The following is a 19,488-nucleotide window of genomic DNA, read 5'->3' on the forward strand; positions in this document are numbered from 1 at the left end:
CCGAGTGACAACGGCGGGGAACCCGGGACGGGTCCCCGCCGTTTCCGTGTGCTCAGCGGCCGAGCGCGCGCCGGCCGCGTCCCTGGGAGAGGACCGGCAGATTGCGCGAGGGCGCCTGCCCGCGCGTGTCCTCCTCGATGCGCAGGGCGAGTGCCGGGCAGCGGCGCACCGCGCGCAGCGCCTTCGCCTCCGCGTAGCGCGGCACCTGCGCCTGCGCCACCGTCGGGAAGCCGTCCGCGCCCAGTTCGAAGACCTCCGGGAGGATGTCGGCGCACAGGCCGTGGCCACGGCACAGCGTCCAGTCGACGTAGATCTTCTGCCGGCTGGAGCCGGTCTCCTCGGGCTCTGCGCCGCCCGGGATGCCGGTGGGGGCCCTGCCCCCCTCGAAGAGCGGCAGAACACCCTCCACGGGCCGTCCGCAGCCGTTTCCGAGGACATGGGCGGCCAGGTCGTCGGTGAACGCCTTGATGGTCGACTCCAGGAACATCGCCGAGCCGTCCGGGTGCGAACACGCCCCGCGCCGTTTGACGTTCTTCGCGACCTGCTTCAGTGCCTCCAGCGCGGCCGGGCCGCCGCCGTTGAGGATGTCCTCCATGCCGCGCGCGGCCGCGGGCAGTCCGAGGTAGCAGGGGCCGCACTGGCCGGCGCTCTCCTCGGCCAGCCACTGCGCCACCCGCAGCGACTCACCCAGCGGGCAGGTCTCCTGACTGATCGGCAGGATCGCGCCCGCGCCCAGCGAACCGCCCACCGCGTCCAGCGAGTTGCGGGAGACGATCGCCTCGTTGACGGTCGCCGCGTCGATCCACTTGCCGTGGTAGCCGCCGGTCAGCACGCCCTGCGGCACCGGCGGGGCACCGGCCAGCTGCAGCACGTAGCGCAGCGGCACGCCCGTCGGGACCTCGAGCACCATCGGGCGGGCGACCGCGCCGGAGACCGTGAGCATGACGGTGCCCGGCTCGTCGTAGAGGCCGGTGTTGCCGTAGCGCTCGGGGCCGATGCGGGCGGCGATGGCCAGCTGCGCGAACGTCTCCGCGTTCGACAGCAGCGTGGGCGCGCCGCCCACGCCGGTCTGCGACGCGCTGATCTTGCGTCCGGGCGGGATCGCCGGACCGCCGTCGATCGAGCGGATCAGCGAGGCGGCGGCGCCGGTGACCATGCGCACCGGATTGCGCTGCACCCACGCGCGTAGCGCCGATCTACGGCTGTTGCTCAGACCGCGTTCGGCGAGTGCGGCCTCCATGGAGCGCTGCGTGGACTCCCGGGTGACGCCGATCACGAGCGTGCGCGCGCCGAGCGCCTCGGCACACAGCAGCGCGCCGTCCAGGATGAGGTGCGGGGCACGGTTGATGAGCACCGTGTCCTTGCGGCAGGCGGGTTCGTCCTCGCTGCCGTTGACCACGACGACCGGCCGCACCCCGCGCTTGATCGCCGACTCGGCGACCGAGCGCAGCTTCTTGTGGAACGGGAAGCCCGCGCCGCCCCGGCCCTTGAGGTTGATGCCTTCGGCGAGCTGCGCGAGCTGTTCGCCGCCCAGCGGGTCGAGCGGCCCGTGCACCTTCAGGTGCATGGGCAGGTCGAGCCGTTCCACAAGGTCGAAGCCCGACGTGAGCTGCGGAAGGCCGACCACGCGGACTTCGGGGACGTCGGGCAGGGCCTCGTTCACCTATAGCCTCCGGAAGGCATGTTCCAAGGTTCGCCCGAACCGGGCGCGTCGTACGAGGTGCCAGGGGTTGGTTCAGTGGCGGGACCGCTGTTGAACGTGTCACTCGGGTTGTACGTGCCGTAGAGGCCGTTTGTCTCACCGGTGTCGTACACGTCACTGCCGCCGTATCCGGTCGTGCCCGGGTTGCCGTAGGCCGGGATGTTGTATCCGGTGTCCTGGAGCGGGTCGTACGCGGACGGCGGGGCCTCGCCGACCGGCGGCGGGGACGGGATCGGCCAGCTGCCCGAGGTGCTGGAGGGGCCGTCCACGCGGGGGACGGCCTCCGTGGGCCGGAGGTCCAGCGGCAGGTCCATGCGCGCGGTCTGGCCGGCGGCGAACGGCTGCTGGGAGCGGCCCGGGGTGGACACCGCGCGGTAGGCGGCGGCGAAGCCCGACGCGGGCTCCCCGGCGGGGGCCGCGGGGGACTGGTACAGGGGCGCGGAGGAGGCCGGAGGGCCGGCGGGCGACGGTTTCGGCTCCCGGCGGCCCTCGTAGCCCGGCAGGCCGGAGTCGGCCACCCGGGACCGGCTCGCGTCCAGCTCATCGAGTCCCGGCCGCTCCGAGCTGCCGAACAGTGCCACCAGACGGTCGGCGACCTTGCGCTTGACCGGGCGCGGGGCTGCGCGCAGCGCGAGGGCGCCCATCACGCCGAGCAGGGACAGGCTGTAGAGGATCACGAAGATCGGCTTGGCCGTGCGACCCGCGTAGAGTCCGTGGAGCAGTGCGGCGCACCAGGCCGGATAGGCCAGCATGTGCATGGCCCGCCAGCGGGCGGCGACCGGAGCCGGGGTGGCGAAATTGCTGCGCAGGGCGCCGGTGATGCCCACGAAGATCATCAGCAGGCCCGCCAGCGAGCCCAGGCCGATCAGGCCGGCGATTCCGGTGAGGCCGAGCGAGAACGGAATGATCGCCGCGATCAGCTGTGTGTGGCCGAGCGCGATCTTCGTGGTGATGTGCAGCAGCAGGAACGCGATGGAGGCGACCGCGGTCGTCCGGTGCACCGCCTGGCCGATGATGCGCTGCCGCGTGTTCAGGAAGATCCGGTCCTGGGCGAACAGACCCCAGATCACCGAGCAGCTGAGCGAGACCAGGGACAGCACGCCCGCGCCGAAGTTCAGGAAGTCTTGGAACTGGCTGCCTCCGACCAGCACGGCCACGGGTATGAGCAGCAGGACGACAGCGGACGCCACCCCATAGGCCGAACGGCCCGGTTTGGGGAGCGAGCTGGTACTACGACGAGGGTTCATGGGGGCACTCCGAGCAGTTCCGGGAAAGCGGTCCCGCTGCCGAACTCTAAGTGGCGTCATACCGATCAGTACGAGGGTTTGCGTTATTGCGTTGTTATCAACGCACAATCTGATTGCCGGGGTGCCCCTTAGGGGGTGGTTCGCGAAGTAATTCTTGACCTTGGTTCAGTTCGGGTGGGCCTCCTGGCATGTCCACCACTCATACGGAAGCGCGTCGCGGCTTGCTCAAGGCCTGCGGTACCCTAGCGCCATGCGTGCCGTACGCCTTCTGCTTAGCGGGCCGCGCTGATCAGTACCGACTCCCGGCACAGCCGCGAGGTCGGCATCGGCGCGGCGTCCCCTCCTGTGTGAGGGGATTTTTCGTTTCCGCAGGCAGAGACGATCGATGGAGCTTTGAGGATCATGAGCGAGACGAACCCCGCTGCCGCCGCCGCAACGTCGGCGGAGGCAGCGCCGCACCGCTACACGGCCGCCATGGCAGCCGAGATCGAGGCACGCTGGCAGGACTTCTGGGACGCCGACGGCACCTACGCGGCGCCGAACCCCAAGGGCGACCTGGCCGGCGACCCCGAGCTGGTCGCGAAGCCCAAGAAGTTCATCATGGACATGTTCCCGTACCCCTCGGGTGCGGGCCTGCACGTCGGCCACCCGCTGGGCTACATCGCCACCGACGTCTACGCCCGGTTCCAGCGCATGACCGGCCACAACGTCCTGCACACCCTGGGCTTCGACGCCTTCGGCCTGCCCGCCGAGCAGTACGCCGTGCAGACCGGCACGCACCCGCGCGTGTCCACCGAGGCCAACATCGAGAACATGAAGGCCCAGCTGCGCCGGCTGGGCCTGGGCCACGACAAGCGCCGGTCCTTCGCCACGATCGACCCGGACTACTACAAGTGGACCCAGTGGATCTTCCTGCAGATCTTCAACTCCTGGTACGACGAGGAGGCGGGGAGAGCCCGCCCGATCGCCGAGCTGATCGCGCAGTTCGAGTCCGCTGAGCGTGCGGTCCCGGGCACCACGCGCGCGTGGGGCGAGCTGAGCGCTACCGAGCGCGCCGAGGTCCTGGGCGAGTACCGCCTGGCCTACGCCTCCGACGCGCCGGTCAACTGGTGCCCCGGCCTGGGTACCGTCCTGGCCAACGAGGAGGTCACCGCCGACGGTCGCTCCGAGCGCGGCAACTACCCCGTCTTCAAGGCCAAGCTGCGCCAGTGGAACATGCGCATCACCGCCTACGCCGACCGGCTGCTGGAGGACCTGGAGGAGCTGGACTGGCCCGAGGCCATCAAGCTGCAGCAGCGCAACTGGATCGGCCGCAGCGAGGGCGCCCGCGTCGACTTCCCGATCGACGGCGAGCGCATCACGGTCTTCACCACCCGCCCCGACACCCTGTTCGGCGCGACCTACATGGTGCTGGCCCCCGAGCACCCGCTGGTCGAGAAGTTCACCCCCGGGGCGTGGCCCGAGGGCACGCACGAGGTGTGGACCGGCGGCCACGCGACCCCGGCCGAGGCCGTCTCCGCCTACCGCGCGCAGGCCGCCTCCAAGTCCGACGTCGAGCGGCAGGCCGAGGCCAAGGACAAGACCGGCGTCTTCATCGGCGCGTACGCGACCAACCCGGTCAACGGCGAGCAGGTCCCGGTCTTCATCGCCGACTACGTCCTGATGGGCTACGGCACCGGCGCGATCATGGCCGTCCCCGCGGGCGACCAGCGCGACTTCGAGTTCGCCCGCGCCTTCGAGCTGCCGATCCACTGCGTCGTCGAGCCGACCGACGGCCGTGGCACCGACACCTCGACGTGGGAGAACGCCTTCGGGTCGTACGACGCGAAGATCATCAACTCCTCGAACGACGAGATCTCGCTGGACGGCCTGGGCGTCACCGACGCCAAGACCCGCATCACCGAGTGGCTGCAGGCCAAGGGCATCGGCGAGGGCACCGTCAACTTCCGCCTGCGTGACTGGCTGTTCAGCCGCCAGCGCTACTGGGGCGAGCCCTTCCCGATCGTCTACGACGAGGACGGTGTCGCCCACGCGCTGCCCGAGTCGATGCTGCCGCTGGAGCTGCCGGAGGTCGAGGACTACAGCCCGCGCACCTTCGACCCGGACGACGCCGACACCCAGCCCGAGACGCCGCTGTCGCGCAACGAGGAGTGGGTCAACGTCACCCTGGACCTGGGCGACGGGCCGAAGAAGTACCGCCGCGAGACCAACACCATGCCCAACTGGGCCGGTTCCTGCTGGTACGAGTTCCGCTACCTGGACCCGCACAACGAGCGGAAGCTGGTCGACCCCGAGATCGAGCAGTACTGGATGGGTCCGCGCGAGGGCCAGCCGCACGGCGGTGTCGACCTGTACGTCGGCGGCGCCGAGCACGCCGTCCTGCACCTGCTGTACGCGCGCTTCTGGTCCAAGGTCCTGTACGACCTGGGTCACGTCTCCTCCCCGGAGCCGTTCCACAAGCTGTTCAACCAGGGCATGATCCAGGCCTACGTCTACCGCGACAGCCGCGGTATCGCGGTGCCGGCCGCCGAGGTGGAGGAGCGCGACGGCGCCTACTACCACCAGGGCGAGAAGGTCAGCCGCCTGCTGGGCAAGATGGGCAAGTCCCTGAAGAACGCGGTCACCCCGGACGAGATCGCAGCCGAGTACGGTGCCGACACGCTGCGCCTGTACGAGATGGCCATGGGCCCGCTGGACGTCTCCCGGCCGTGGGACACGCGCGCGGTGGTCGGCCAGTTCCGGCTGCTGCAGCGGCTGTGGCGCAACATCGTCGACGAGAACACCGGCGAGGTCACCGTCACCGACGCCGCGTCCGACGAGGAGACCCTGCGCGCCCTGCACAAGGCCATCGACGGGGTCCGCCAGGACCTGGAGGGCCTGCGCTTCAACACCGCCATCGCCAAGGTCACCGAGCTGAACAACCACCTGACCAAGGCCGGCGGCGCGGTGCCGCGGTCCGTCGCCGAGCCCCTGGTGCTGATGATCGCGCCGCTGGCCCCGCACATCGCCGAGGAGCTGTGGCGCAAGCTGGGCCACACCGACTCGGTCGTCCACCAGGACCTCCCGGTCGCCGACCCGCGGTACGTGGTGGACGAGACCGTGACCTGCGTCGTGCAGATCAAGGGCAAGGTCAAGGCCCGCCTGGAGGTGCCGCCGACCATCTCCGAGGAGGAGCTGGAGAAGGTGGCGCTGACCGACGAGAAGGTCGTCGCGGCGCTGGACGGCGCGGGCATCCGCAAGGTGATCGTGCGGGCGCCGAAGCTGGTGAACATCGTCCCGGCGTGACCATCGCCCGCCGGGTGCAACCGGCGTCGGGGTAGTCCCCTACGGGCAGGTTCGGGGTTCGTCCGGAACTTCGGGCCTGCCCGTTGCGTTTACCGTGGAGAGCACAGCGGCTCGTGCCGTGCCGATCGGAGGAGGAGCGTCGTGGAAGCAGTGATCGCCGTGTTCGCCCTGCTCTTCCTGTTCTTCATCGGCCTGGGCGCCTACGCCACGGTCAAGGCGGTCGGCGCCGCCAAGCGCGGGGTGGACCGGACGATCGCCCAGGCCCGCCGCACGGTCGAGGACCACACCCTGCGCGCGAAGTCCTTCGCCCAGATCGGCCCGGCCGGCGAGATCGCCCAACTGCGGCTCACGCTGCGTACCTCCATGCGCGCCACGCAGGACGCGCTGCACGCGGGCGTGGCCGAGGACGAGTCCCTCAAGGAGTCCCTCGCCCTCTTCGAGCGGCTCAGCGCACACGGCCACGAGCTGGACGCGGACCTCAAGCGTCTGGAGTCCGAGCCGGACCGGGCCGCGCTCACCGCGCGCCTGCCCGAGCTGCGCAGCCGCACCGAGCGCATCACCGACTCGGCCGACTCGCTGCGCTGGGCCGCCCGCGACCGGGCGCGCCGCTTCGCCGACGACGACCTGGGTTCGCTCAGTGCCCAGATCGACATCGAGGCGGACGCCCTGCGCCACTGGACCCGGACCGAGCGCACCCAGACGCCCCCGCAGTGGCCGGCCGCCGACGCTCCTCCCGCCGCCGACGACCCCACAGTGCGCAAGACGCGGCAGCAGAAACCCGGTTCCCGCGCCGCCGAGGAACCGGCTCCCCAGGCGATCCCCTCACCGCCGCCGCGCCCCGCGTATCCCTGGCAGAAGAAGCCCCGCCCCGAGAGCACCACCTGACGCAGGGCCCCTCCGGCACCGCACGACAGGGGCCGGGCTGCCACGCGAGCACTACGGCAGGTAACCTCCAGCTCATGTCCCGCCATGTCGCGATCGTCACCGATTCAACGGCCTACCTGCCGCCGCGGACGATGGAGCGTCACGGCATCACAGCGGTGCCCCTGACCGTGGTCCTCGGCGACCAGGCGCTCGAAGAGGGCACCGAGATCTCGACGCGTTCCCTGGCCCAGGCGCTCCAGAAGCGGCGGTCCGTCACCACCTCCCGCCCCAGCCCCGAGGACTTCGCGAAGACCTACCGCAGGGTCGCCGAGTCCGGCGCGACCGGCATCGTCTCCCTGCACCTGTCCGCCGAGCTGTCCGGCACCTACGACGCGGCGGTCCTCGCGGCGCGCGAGGCACCGGTGCCCGTGCGGGTGGTGGACACCGGGATGGTCGCGATGGCCCTCGGCTTCTGCGCGCTCGCCGCGGCCGAGGCGGCGGAGGCCGGCGGTACGGCGGACGAGGCCGTCACGGCCGCCGAGAAGCGCGCGGCGGGCACATCCGCCTATTTCTACGTCGACACCCTCGACTATCTGCGCCGCGGCGGCCGCATCGGGGCCGCGCAGGCTCTCCTCGGCTCCGCACTCGCCGTCAAGCCCCTGCTCCAGCTGGACGGCGGCCGCATCGAACTGCTCGAGAAGGTCCGTACGGCGTCCAGGGCGATCGCCCGGCTGGAGGAGATCGCCGCCGAGCGGGCGGGCGGCGCGGAGGTCGACATCGCCGTCCACCACCTCGCCGCGCCCGACCGAGCCGCCGCCCTCGCCGACCGGCTGCGGGTACGGGTGCCGGGCCTGGCCGACCTTCATGTCAGCGAGGTCGGAGCGGTGATCGGGGCGCACACGGGGCCCGGGCTGCTGGGAGCGGTCGTCTCGCCCCGCTGACGACAGCCGGATTCCTTCGCCCGGATTCTTTCGTCCGGTTTCACTCGTGCGAGTGGCGGAGTTTTCCACAACCGGGCTGTTTTCCCCGGGAATTGACCAAGATCATCGTGATTCGGCGGGATGCTCCATCCTCGTCGCATGGCACTTCGATCACGTTCACGCACAGCCACTGCGACCAGCGGCCCCGGCCGCGGTCCCGCCTCCGACGGCCGCATCCGCAATCGCCGCGGCCCGGACCACCGCCGCGGCCCGGACCACCGCCGCGGCCCGGACCACCGCCGGGGCACGGACCAACGACACGGCACGGACCAACGACACGGCACGGACCAACGACACGGCACGGACCACGGCCGCACGGACCACCGCCGGGACACCGAGCACCGCCGCGCCCGTCATCGCCCGCCCGCACCGGCAGAGGAACTGCGCCGCCGGGCGGAACTTCTCTTCGGTGAACGCGCCGTACGCCGACGGGAGTCGGGGAACGGACCGCCGGACGGGGACGGGGACGGGGCGCCGGGCGGGGACACGCCCGCGCGCACGGCAGCGGCGGCGACGGTTGCGGGTACGGCGCCCGGTCCGAGTCCGGCGCGGACCGCGGTCGCGACCACAGCTCCGGCTGCGGCAGGACCGGTGCTGACGCCGGAGCCCGAACCGGCCGGGCACGCGGCCTGGCCGGAACCGAATGCGCCCGTTGCGCCGGACTGGCGGGAGCGGGCCGGGCTGGCACTGCGCGAGCGGCTGCCGGTGTGGTTGCAGGCGCGGTGCGGGCTGCAGCGGCGGGGAGTCGTGGCGCTCGCCGTGGTGCTCGTGGCCGCCGCCGTGTTCGCCGTACAGCACTTCTGGACGGGCCGCACCCAGTCCGTGAGCGCCCCTCGAGTGGTGCGTGCCGAGGCGTCCTCCACCCAGCGGCACGAAGACGCGACGCGCGTCGCAGCCGTGGGCGGCTCGGCGGCTCCGAGCGGGGAGATCGTCGTGGACATCGGCGGCAAGGTCCGGAAACCGGGCATCCTGCGGCTGCCGGCCGGTTCCCGGGTGGCGGACGCGCTGCGGGCGGCGGGCGGCGTCCGTCCGGGCGTGCGCACCGAGGGCCTCAACCGGGCCCGCTTCCTGGTCGACGGCGAACAGGTCGTCGTCGGCGCGTCCGCGGGGGCGCCGGCTGCGCCCGGCCCGGTGGGCGGTGCGGTCTCCGGACCGGCCGGCCCGGGCCCCACGGCCCCGGTCTCCCTCAACACGGCCACCGCTGAACAGCTCGACACCCTGCCCGGAGTCGGCCCGGTACTGGCCCAGCACATCATCGACTACCGCACCCGGCAGGGCGGGTTCCGCTCGGTGGACGAGCTGCGCGAGGTGAACGGCATCGGCGACCGCCGTTTCACCGATCTTCGTGACCTGGTACGGCCATGAGCCGTGTGCTCGACGATGTCGCCCCCGACTCGGGGCCGCGTGAGCGCGGGGTCGGGCAGGCCGACCGGCCCGGCCCCATGGACCTGCGCCTGGTGCCGCCCGCCCTCGCGGCCTGGGCTACGGCGGCCCTGACGCTGGACGCCCCGGCGCGCTGGACCGCCGGGATCGCGGTCGTCTGCTCGATCAGTGGGGTCTTCCTGCTGGCGGCGGGGCGGTCGGGAGGGGCTGTACGGGCGGCGCGGGGCGGACGGGCGAGGCAGGCCGAGCGGGTGGGGCCGGTTCCGCGAGGGGGCGGACGCCGCTCGCGGACCGCGGGGCCGGAGATCGGCCACGGCCGGTTCGCATGGGCTCGCGCGTCGGTCGCCGCGGTACTGCTCTGCGTCGCCGCGGCCGCCGCCTCCGCCGGGCTGCACGGCGCGGACGTGCGGCGCGGTCCGGTGCCCGAACTGGCCCGGCGGTTCGCGACCGTGACCGCCGAGGTCGAGCTGAGCGGCGACCCCTGGCTGAGCCGGCCACGGGTGCGCGGGGATCACACGGCGCCCGTGGCGGTGCTGGCCAGAGCGGAGGTACGGCGGGTCGAGAAGAGCGACGGTACGAGTGTGCGGACGCGCACCCCCGTGTTGCTGGTCGTCGACGCGGACGTGCCGGCGCCGAAGGGGAGTGCCGTGCGGAACGGGAGTGCCGTGGAGCCGCCGGTCACGGGCGTCCGTGGAGCGCCGGGCGGGCATGGGACGCCGAGCGGGGACTTGGAGGAAGTCCCGGCGGGTGCCGCCCGTGGGGCGCCGGGCGGGCGCGGTGCCTGGCTCGGGCTGCTGCCGTCAACGCGGATGCTGGTGGGCGGGCGGCTGGCGCCGGCTCTGACCGGCGGTGACCGTACCGTGGCGGTGCTGCGGGTGCGCGGCCGGCCGGGGCCGCGGATCGTGTCGGGGCCGAGCGGCGCTCAACGGCTGGCGGGGCGGCTCAGAGCAGGGCTGCGAGAGGCGACGGACGCTCTGCGGGGGGACGCGCGGGCGCTGCTTCCGGGACTGGTCGTCGGGGACACCTCCCGGATCACGCCCGAGCTTGACGAGGCATTCAAGGAGACGGACCTGGCGCACACGCTCGCCGTCTCCGGCAGCAACCTCACCGTCCTGCTCGCCCTGCTCATCGGGCCACCCGGCCTGGCCCAGCGGGCCGAGCGTCGCGGCCTCGCCCCACGCCTCGGGCTCTCGCTGCGGGCGACCGCGCTGTCCGCGGCCGCGCTGACGCTGGGATTCGTGGTGGTGTGCCGACCCGACCCCAGCGTGCTGCGGGCCGCCGCCTGCGGTGCGGTCGCCCTGCTCGCCCTGGCCACCGGGCGCCGCAGATCCCTGGTCCCCGCCCTGGCCACGGCCGTACTGCTGCTGGTGCTGTACGACCCGTGGCTGGCCCGCGGTTACGGCTTCCTGCTGTCCGTGCTGGCCACCGGCGCCCTCCTCGTCCTCGCACCCGGCTGGAGCGAGGCGCTGCGGCGGCGCCGGGTGCCCCCGCGGCTCGCCGAGGCACTGGGAGCGGCCGCCGCGGCGCAGGCCGTGTGCGCGCCGGTGGTGGCGGTGCTGTCGGCCCGGGTGAGCCTGGTGGCGGTGCCGTGCAACCTGCTGGCCGAGGCGGCGGTGGCGCCGGCCACGGTACTGGGGTTCGCGGCGCTCGCGACGGCCCCGCTGGCGATGCCGGTGGCCGAGGCGCTGGCCTGGTGCGCGAGTTGGCCGGCGGGGTGGATCGCCGGGGTCGCCCGGACCGGGGCGGCGCTGCCCGGCGCGGGGGTGGACTGGCCGGGGAACTGGGCGGGAGCGCTGTCGCTCGCGGTGCTCACGGTGGCCGTCGTCCTGGCCGGACGGAGGCTGCTGCGGCACCGGTGGTGGTGCGGACTGCTCGGGGCGCTGCTCCTGCTGGTGGTCGTCCGGCCGGCGCCCCTGACCCGGGTGATCACGGGATGGCCGCCACCGGGCTGGCGGTTCGCGATGTGCGACGTCGGGCAGGGCGACGCGACCGTGCTGGCGGCCGGGGAGGGAGCCGCGGTGGTCGTGGACGCCGGGCCCGATCCGGCGCCGGTCGACCACTGCCTGCGGCGGCTGGGTGTCACGCGTATCCCCCTCCTCGTCCTCACCCACTTCCACGCCGACCATGTGGCGGGCCTGCCCGGTGTTCTGCGGGGCCGCTCGGTGGCCGAGATCGAGACGACGGGCTTCGAGGAACCCGCCGAACAGGCCGCGTTCGTCAGAAAGGAGGCGGCCGAACGGCACATCCCGCTCAGGCGGGCCGTCGCGGGGGAGGAGCGGCGCACCGGACCGCTGGCCTGGCGGGTCCTGTGGCCCCCGCCGAGCGGGCGGCCGCTCCCGGGCGCCCAGGCACCCCCGCCATGGCCGGGCGCCCTGCCGGAGCCGGACGGGCCGAACGACGCCAGTGTCGCGCTGCTGGTCCGCACGGGCGGATTGCGGATGCTGCTGCTCGGCGACCTCGAACCACCGGCTCAGCAGGCGTTGCTGAGATCTCCGGCGGCGTCCGGGCTGGCCGGTGTGGACGTCCTGAAAGTGGCCCACCACGGCTCGGCCTACCAGGACCCGGAGCTGATACGGCTCACCGCTCCCCGGGTGGCCCTCGTCAGCGCCGGCGCCGGCAACCCGTACGGTCACCCGGCACCGTCGACCGTGGCCGCGCTGCGGGCCGGTGGCGCGGTGGTGCTGCGCACCGACCGGGACGGAGCGCTCGCGGTCGGGGGCACCGGAGGGGCGGGCGGGGAGGTGCGGGTGACGAGAGAGTGAGCGAGGGTGCGCGAGCCGCCGCCGTGCAGGGCGAGCCCCCTCGCGGCGTCCCGGGCGGTCGCTCGCTCAGACTGGAGCCATGAATACAGCACTGGTCGATGCCTATCTCTCCCGGCTCGGGGCGGCGCGCCCGCACCGGCCCACCAGCGAGGCCCTGCGCGAGCTGCACCTGCGCCATCTGCGGACCGTTCCCTTCGAGAACCTCTCCGTCCACCTCGGCGAGGAGATCGTGCTGGAGGAGAAGCGGCTGCTGGACAAGGTGACGGGGAGCCGGAGGGGCGGCTTCTGCTACGAACTCAACGGCGCGTTCGCCGCGTTGCTCGCCGCTCTCGGCTACGAGGTGGAACTGCTCGCGGCTCGCGTGTACGACGACGGGGGGCGGCCCGGGATCCCCTACGACCATCTCGCGCTGCGGGTGCGGACGGCGGAGGGGGACACCTGGCTCGCCGATGTCGGGTTCGGGGCGCACAGCCACTATCCGCTGGTGTTCGCGGAGCGCGGGGAGCAGGACGACCCGGGTGGCAGGTTCCGCCTGGTGGAGGCCGGGCCCGACGCGGCGGGAGTGAGGGGCGGGGGCGACGGGGCGGGCGCCGGGGACCTGGACGTCCTGCGGGACGGCAGACCGCAGTACCGGCTGGAGACGCGGCCCCGGGCGCTCGGGGACTTCGCCTCCGGGGCCTGGTGGCACAGCACCTCTCCGTCGTCGCACTTCACCCGCTCGCTGGTCTGCTCGCGGATCACCGAGGACGGAGGGAGGATCACGCTCGGCGGGCGCACGCTGACGACGACGGCCCCCGACGGCGCGCGCGAGAAGCGGGAGTTGGAGACGGACGAGGAGGTGCTGGCGGTGTACGGGGAGCGGTTCGGGATCGAGCTGGACCAGGTGCCGACTGTGCGAAATCGGAACGATACTTACTGATTCGCTCAGTTCCGGCGCACGGTACGGACCCCCACGGGTCGTTCCTGACGACGGTGCCGGCGGGGGAGTACCGGTTCGCGGTGTCGGCCGAGGGCTCGGCGTCGGGTCCCCCGCCGGCCGACCCCGCCGGCCGACCTCGCCGCCCGGCCTCCGGCCGGTGCCGGAGAATGGGCTCGTGAGCGATGTGAGACATGTGCTGGTGCTGCCCGACCGCGAGGCCGCCGAGGAGGCGGCCGAGGTGCTCGGGGAGCGCTTCGGGACCGACGAGGAGCCCCGGCTCGTGCGGGACGCGCTGGCCGGTGAGGACGACGCCGAGGACGCCCAGTGGCTGGTGGTCCTGCGCGACGAGAAGGAGCGGCTGGACCCGGCGCAGCTGGACGCGTTCGCGGGGGAGTGGGACGGCTGGCGCGAGGAGCCCTGACCCTGAGATGCACTCCGGGCACGGTCGGGGACCGGCCGGGGTGCGCGGGCCGCTTCGTTGTCGGTACCGCGTGGGATGCTGTACGCGATGGCCAGGAAGACTGCGAATGACGACCCTCTCGCCCCGGTGACCCTTGCCGTGGGCCAGGAGGACCTCCTGCTCGACCGTGCCGTGCGGGAGGTGGTGGCCGCCGCCAAGGCCGCCGACGCCGACACGGACGTACGGGACCTCACCGCGGACCAGTTGCAGCCCGGCACGCTCGCCGAGCTGACCAGTCCCTCGCTCTTCGCCGAGCGCAAGGTGGTGGTCGTACGCAACGCGCAGGACCTGTCCGCCGACACGGTCAAGGACGTGAAGGCGTACCTCGGAGCGCCCGCCGAGGAGATCACGCTCGTGCTGCTGCATGCCGGCGGCGCCAAGGGCAAGGGGCTGCTGGACGCCGCGCGCAAGGCGGGGGCGCGGGAGGTGGCCTGCCCGAAGATGACCAAGCCGGCGGACCGGCTGGCCTTCGTGCGGGGGGAGTTCCGCTCGCTCGGGCGGTCGGCCACGCCCGAGGCGTGCCAGGCGCTCTGCGACGCGATCGGCAGTGACCTGCGGGAGCTGGCCTCGGCGGCCTCGCAGCTGGTCGCCGACGTGGAGGGGACGGTCGACGAGGCGGTCGTCGGGCGGTACTACACCGGCCGGGCCGAGGCCTCCAGCTTCACGGTCGCCGACCGGGCGGTGGAGGGGCGTACGGCGGAGGCCCTGGAGGCGCTCAGGTGGTCGCTGGCGACGGGGGTGGCACCGGTGATGATCACCAGTGCGCTCGCGCAGGGTGTGCGGGCGATCGGGAAGCTGTCCTCCGCGCGCGGGGGGCGCCCGGCCGATCTGGCGCGGGAGCTGGGCATGCCGCCGTGGAAGATCGACCGGGTGCGGCAGCAGATGCGGGGCTGGACGCCCGACGGCGTGGCGATGGCGATGCGCGCGGTCGCCGAGGCCGACGCGGGCGTGAAGGGCGGCGGTGACGACCCCGGGTACGCCCTGGAGAAGGCGGTCGTGACGATCGCCCGGGCCGCGCGGTCCAGAGGCCGCGGCTGATCCGGTCGCCCGGCGGCCGTCGCGGACCTCGACGAGGCCGTCGCGGACCCGAGGCCGTCGCGGACCTCGACGAGGGGGACGACTTCCGGGGCCTTGGTCCGGTGCATGTGGTCCGGTGCATGCCGAAGGCCCCGTCACCCGCCCTGGGGAAGGGAGGGCACCGGGGCCTTCGGATCAAGCTGTTGGATCCGCGCCCGCGTGGCGAACGCAGGCCGCGCGCGGATCACGGGGTGCCGGTCGGGAGCGGATGAGAGAGGGCCCGCTCTGGGTCCTTCCGGCGGTCAGATCAAAAGGGATTCTCAGCCCTTGAGGGACGTGACCTTGGAAGCAAGCGCCGACTTCTTGTTGGCGGCCTGGTTCTTGTGGATGACGCCCTTCGAGACGGCCTTGTCGAGCGCACGCGCGGCAGCGCGCTGCAGCTCGGTGGCCTTCTCGACGTCACCCGCGGCAGCGGCCTCACGGGCCTTGCGGATCGCGGTCTTCAGGGAGGACTTGACGGCCTTGTTGCGCAGCCGAGCCTTCTCGTTGGTCTTGATCCGCTTGATCTGGGACTTGATGTTCGCCACGAAGGAGCCTTTTCAGGTTCAGGCGCGGGGCCGCTCGGGTCCCGTACCGGTGATCCAAAAATTTTCTGTCGCGCCTCGTGCTGAGAGGGCATGAGGCACAGCCATCTACAGTACCAGTGGCCCTCCGGACGGCCCAAAACGGCTTCCGGTCCCCGGCCGTGGGACCATGGAGACTACGTATCGATCCGACCCGAGGCATAAGGCGCCTCAAGAGACAGGACCCTGCGTGCCCGCGACCCCTAACCATGTGCCCGAGCCGAGCCGTACCGACCCGGCGCTGATCCGCAACTTCTGCATCATCGCGCACATCGACCACGGCAAGTCCACGCTCGCCGACCGGATGCTCCAGCTGACCGGTGTGGTCGAGCAGCGGCAGATGCGTGCTCAGTACCTCGACCGGATGGACATCGAGCGCGAGCGCGGCATCACGATCAAGTCCCAGGCGGTGCGTCTGCCCTGGGCCCCGTCCGAGGGCCCCGACCAGGGCACGACCCACATCCTCAACATGATCGACACCCCGGGGCACGTCGACTTCACCTACGAGGTCTCGCGGTCGCTGGCCGCCTGCGAGGGGACCATCCTCCTCGTCGACGCCGCTCAGGGCATCGAGGCGCAGACCCTCGCCAACCTGTACCTGGCGATGGAGAACGACCTCACGATCATCCCGGTGCTGAACAAGATCGACCTGCCGGCCGCGCAGCCGGAGAAGTTCGCCGAGGAGCTGGCGAACCTGGTCGGCTGCGACCCGGAGGACGTGCTCAAGGTCTCCGCCAAGACCGGTCTCGGCGTGGACGCGCTGCTGAACAAGGTCGTCAAGGAGATCCCGGCGCCGGTCGGGGTCGCCGACGCGCCCGCCCGCGCGATGATCTTCGACTCGGTCTACGACTCCTACCGCGGTGTGGTGACGTACGTCCGTGTCATCGACGGCCAGCTCAACAAGCGCGAGCGCATCAAGATGATGTCGACCGGCGCCACCCACGAGCTGCTGGAGATCGGCGTCAACTCGCCCGAGATGCTCGCGGCCGACGGCCTCGGCGTCGGCGAGGTGGGCTACCTGATCACCGGTGTGAAGGACGTCCGCCAGTCCAAGGTCGGTGACACCGTCACCAGTCAGAGCAAGGGCGCGACCGAGGCGCTCGGCGGCTACAAGGACCCGAAGCCGATGGTCTTCTCGGGTCTGTATCCGCTGGACGGCTCCGACTACCCGGAGCTGCGCGAGGCCCTCGACAAGCTCCAGCTCAACGACGCCGCCCTGGTCTACGAGCCGGAGACCTCCGCCGCCCTCGGCTTCGGTTTCCGCGTAGGCTTCCTCGGTCTGCTGCACCTGGACGTGATCCGGGAGCGGCTGGAGCGCGAGTTCGGCCTCGACCTGATCGCCACGGCGCCGAACGTGGTCTACCGCGTGGTCATGGAGGACGGGACCGAGCACACGGTCACCAACCCCAGCGAGTTCCCCGAGGGCAAGATCAACGAGGTGTACGAGCCGGTCGTGCGCGCCACCATCCTGGCGCCGACCGAGTTCATCGGCTCGATCATGGAGCTGTGCCAGACCAGGCGCGGCACCCTGCTCGGCATGGACTACCTCTCCGAGGACCGGGTCGAGATCCGCTACACCCTCCCGCTCGCGGAGATCGTCTTCGACTTCTTCGACCAGCTGAAGTCCAAGACCCGCGGCTACGCCTCCCTCGACTACGAGCCCACCGGCGAGCAGACGTCGAGCCTGGTCAAGGTCGACATCCTGCTGCACGGCGACAAGGTGGACGCCTTCTCGGCGATCACCCACAAGGACGCGGCCTACGCCTACGGCGTGCGGCTCGTCGCCAAGCTGCGCGAACTCATCCCGCGGCAGGCCTTCGAGGTGCCCATCCAGGCCGCCATCGGTTCGCGGGTCATCGCCCGTGAGACCATCCGCGCCATTCGCAAGGACGTCCTCGCCAAGTGCTACGGCGGTGACATCTCGCGTAAGCGCAAGCTGCTGGAGAAGCAGAAGGAAGGCAAGAAGCGGATGAAGATGGTGGGTTCCGTGGAGGTTCCGCAGGAGGCCTTCATCGCCGTCCTGTCCAGCGATGACAGCGCGGGATCGGGCAAGGGCAAGAAGTAACCGCTGGTAACAAAGGGTGACGCCCGCAAATCGGGCAGACCGGGGCCCGTCGTGCGAAAGTGCGGCGGGCCCTACGCGTGCGTAGCGTCGCTCTGCGTGGAAAGTGACAGGCCGCAGCCCCTTACGCAGCGGCCGGTCGCCCCTTACTCTGAACCCTGCTCGATAGTTACTCGCGAGTTAAACAACAGCTGAATCCCCACCGTGAGTTAACCCAGCCGCACCGAGTCAGCCGCACTGTCGCGGGCCCCGGAGGATGTCGTGAGCGACACACAGACCTTGATCGAGAACCGTCCGCCGTCCGTGGCGGCCCTCTTCCTGGAGCGCGTGGCGGCGACACCGGACGCCGAGGCCTACCGCTACCCGGTGCCGCCCTCCCCCGCCGCCGAAGGCGCGGGCGGTACCCCCACGGGGGGCCAGGCCCCCGACGAATGGAAGTCGCTCAGCTGGGCGCAGGCGGCCGACCGGGTGTACGCGATCGCGGCCGGGCTCATCGAGCTGGGCGTCCAGCCGGAGCAGCGGGTGGCGCTCGCCGCCTCGACCCGCGTCGAGTGGATCCTTGCCGACCTCGGCATCATGTGTGCCGGCGGCGCCACGACCACCATCTACCCGCAGACCAACGCCGACGAGTCGGCCTTCATCCTCTCCGACTCCGAGAGCCGGGTGCTGATCGCCGAGGACGCGGCCCAGGTCGCCAAGGCCCTGGAGAAGCGCGCCGAGCTGCCCGACCTGACCAAGGTCGTCGTCATCGACCCGGCCGGCGTCGAGACGGACGAGTGGGTGACCACCCTCGCCGAGCTGGAGCAGCGCGGCGCCGCCTACCTGGAGAAGCACCCGCAGCTGATCAAGGAGCGGGTCGGCGCGATCACCAGGGACCAGCTCGCCACCCTCATCTACACCTCCGGCACCACCGGCCGGCCCAAGGGCGTGCGCCTGCCGCACGACAACTGGGCGTACATGGCGAGGGCGATCGCGGCGACCGGCCTGGTCACCGTCGAGGACGTGCAGTACCTGTGGCTGCCGCTCGCCCACGTCTTCGGCAAGGTGCTCACCTCCGGCCAGATCGAGGTCGGGCACGTCACCGCCGTCGACGGACGCGTCGACAAGATCATCGAGAACCTTCCGGTGGTGCAGCCGACGTACATGGCGGCCGTGCCGCGGATCTTCGAGAAGGTCTACAACGGCGTCGCGGCCAAGGCCCGTGAGGGCGGCGCCGCGAAGTACAAGATCTTCCAGTGGGCCGCCGAGGTCGCCCGCGAGTACGCCAAGGTCACCCAGGACAACTTCCGGCGCACCGGCACCGCCTCGGCGCCCTTCGGACTGGCCGCCAAGCACAAGGTCGCCGACACCCTCGTCTACGCCAAGCTCCGCGAGGCCTTCGGCGGCCGGCTGCGTGCCTGCGTCTCGGGCGCCTCCGCGCTCTCCCCGGAGATCGGCTACTTCTTCGCGGGCGCCGGCATCCACGTCCTGGAGGGCTACGGCCTCACCGAATCCTCCGCGGCCTCCTTCGTCAACCCCGGCGAGGCCTACCGCACCGGCACGGTCGGCAAGCCGCTGCCCGGCACCGAGGTCCGCATCGCCGACGACGGCGAGATCCTGCTGCGCGGCCCCGGCATCATGGAGGGCTACCACCGGCTGCCCGAGAAGACCGCCGAGGTGCTGGAGTCCGACGGCTGGTTCCACACCGGCGACATCGGGGAGCTGTCGCCCGACGGGTATCTGCGCATCACCGACCGCAAGAAGGACCTCATCAAGACCTCCGGCGGCAAGTACGTCGCCCCCGCCGAGGTCGAGGGACAGTTCAAGGCGGTGTGCCCGTACGTCTCCAACATCCTCGTGCACGGCGCCGACCGGAACTACTGCACCGCCCTCATCGCCCTGGACGAACTCGCGATCCAGGACTGGGCGAAGGAGAACGGCCTGGCCGGCAAGTCGTACGCCGAGATCGTCGCGGCGCCGCAGACGGTGGAGCTGGTCGACGGGTACGTCCGGCAGCTCAACGCCGGGCTCCAGCGCTGGCAGACGATCAAGAAGTTCCGGCTGCTGCCGCGTGACCTCGACGTGGAGCACGGAGAGATCACGCCGAGCCTGAAGCTGAAGCGGCCGGTGGTGGAGCGCGAGTACAAGGACCTCATCGAGGAGATGTACTCCGGTACGCGGGAGGCCTAGCTCCCTGACGCGGGG

General features: G+C 71.9%; 13 protein-coding genes. 10 read left to right on the forward strand and 3 right to left on the reverse strand.

The window, feature by feature from the left end:
* Nucleotides 1–52 precede the first annotated feature (52 nt).
* Both ACZ5CW_RS17590 and ACZ5CW_RS17595 read right to left on the reverse strand, forming a co-directional pair.
* Nucleotides 53–1,663, reverse strand: coding sequence for an NADH-ubiquinone oxidoreductase-F iron-sulfur binding region domain-containing protein (locus ACZ5CW_RS17590; protein ID WP_468602146.1), 1,611 nt, complete (start codon nt 1,661–1,663; stop codon nt 53–55).
* Entirely contained in the window at nt 1,660–2,949 is a 1,290-nt protein-coding gene (locus ACZ5CW_RS17595; protein ID WP_468602148.1) for a cytochrome b/b6 domain-containing protein, read from the reverse strand. Before ACZ5CW_RS17595 ends, ACZ5CW_RS17590 begins: the two co-directional genes overlap by 4 nt.
* A 402-nt stretch (nt 2,950–3,351) precedes the next feature.
* Here ACZ5CW_RS17595 and leuS point away from each other — a divergent pair, with 402 nt between their 5' ends.
* The 8 genes from leuS (at nt 3,352) to holA (ending at nt 14,640) form a co-directional block, all read left to right on the forward strand.
* Nucleotides 3,352–6,234: a leucine--tRNA ligase gene (leuS, locus tag ACZ5CW_RS17600; RefSeq protein WP_468602150.1), complete on the forward strand. Its 2,883-nt coding sequence runs from the start codon at nt 3,352–3,354 to the stop codon at nt 6,232–6,234.
* 141 nt (nt 6,235–6,375) lie between these two features.
* Entirely contained in the window at nt 6,376–7,119 is a 744-nt protein-coding gene (locus tag ACZ5CW_RS17605; protein WP_468602152.1) for a hypothetical protein, read from the forward strand.
* 74 nt (nt 7,120–7,193) lie between these two features.
* Complete coding sequence (locus ACZ5CW_RS17610; protein WP_468602154.1) at nt 7,194–8,039, forward strand: DegV family protein; 846 nt, start codon at nt 7,194–7,196, stop codon at nt 8,037–8,039.
* A gap of 630 nt (nt 8,040–8,669) precedes the next feature.
* Entirely contained in the window at nt 8,670–9,443 is a 774-nt protein-coding gene (locus ACZ5CW_RS17615; RefSeq protein WP_468602156.1) for a ComEA family DNA-binding protein, read from the forward strand.
* On the forward strand, nt 9,440–12,223 hold the full coding sequence (locus tag ACZ5CW_RS17620) for a ComEC/Rec2 family competence protein (RefSeq protein WP_468602158.1): 2,784 nt from the start codon (nt 9,440–9,442) through the stop codon (nt 12,221–12,223). The genes ACZ5CW_RS17615 and ACZ5CW_RS17620 overlap by 4 nt, the downstream gene beginning before the upstream one ends.
* A gap of 79 nt (nt 12,224–12,302) precedes the next feature.
* Nucleotides 12,303–13,142 carry an arylamine N-acetyltransferase family protein gene (locus tag ACZ5CW_RS17625; RefSeq protein ID WP_468602160.1) on the forward strand — a complete coding sequence of 280 codons (840 nt, stop codon included), beginning with the start codon at nt 12,303–12,305 and terminating at the stop codon, nt 13,140–13,142.
* Between the two features lie 175 nt (nt 13,143–13,317).
* Nucleotides 13,318–13,563 (forward strand): hypothetical protein, encoded by a 246-nt coding sequence (locus ACZ5CW_RS17630; RefSeq protein WP_468602162.1) that lies wholly within the window; start codon nt 13,318–13,320, stop codon nt 13,561–13,563.
* An 87-nt stretch (nt 13,564–13,650) separates the two neighbouring features.
* Nucleotides 13,651–14,640 (forward strand): DNA polymerase III subunit delta, encoded by a 990-nt coding sequence (gene holA, locus ACZ5CW_RS17635; protein ID WP_468602164.1) that lies wholly within the window; start codon nt 13,651–13,653, stop codon nt 14,638–14,640.
* 299 nt (nt 14,641–14,939) lie between these two features.
* On the opposite strand, the gene rpsT is transcribed toward holA, so the two are convergent.
* Entirely contained in the window at nt 14,940–15,206 is a 267-nt protein-coding gene (gene rpsT, locus ACZ5CW_RS17640; RefSeq protein WP_067006864.1) for a 30S ribosomal protein S20, read from the reverse strand.
* A 226-nt stretch (nt 15,207–15,432) separates the two neighbouring features.
* Between rpsT and lepA the strand changes: the two genes are divergently transcribed.
* Together lepA and ACZ5CW_RS17650 are read left to right on the forward strand one after the other, a co-directional pair.
* Entirely contained in the window at nt 15,433–17,307 is a 1,875-nt protein-coding gene (lepA, locus tag ACZ5CW_RS17645; protein ID WP_468602167.1) for a translation elongation factor 4, read from the forward strand.
* Nucleotides 17,308–17,565: 258 nt separating this feature from the next.
* Nucleotides 17,566–19,473, forward strand: coding sequence for an AMP-dependent synthetase/ligase (locus ACZ5CW_RS17650; protein WP_468602169.1), 1,908 nt, complete (start codon nt 17,566–17,568; stop codon nt 19,471–19,473).
* The last annotated feature ends 15 nt before the right edge of the window (nt 19,474–19,488 follow it).

It is taken from the genome of Streptomyces sp. NPDC031379 (assembly GCF_055569615.1).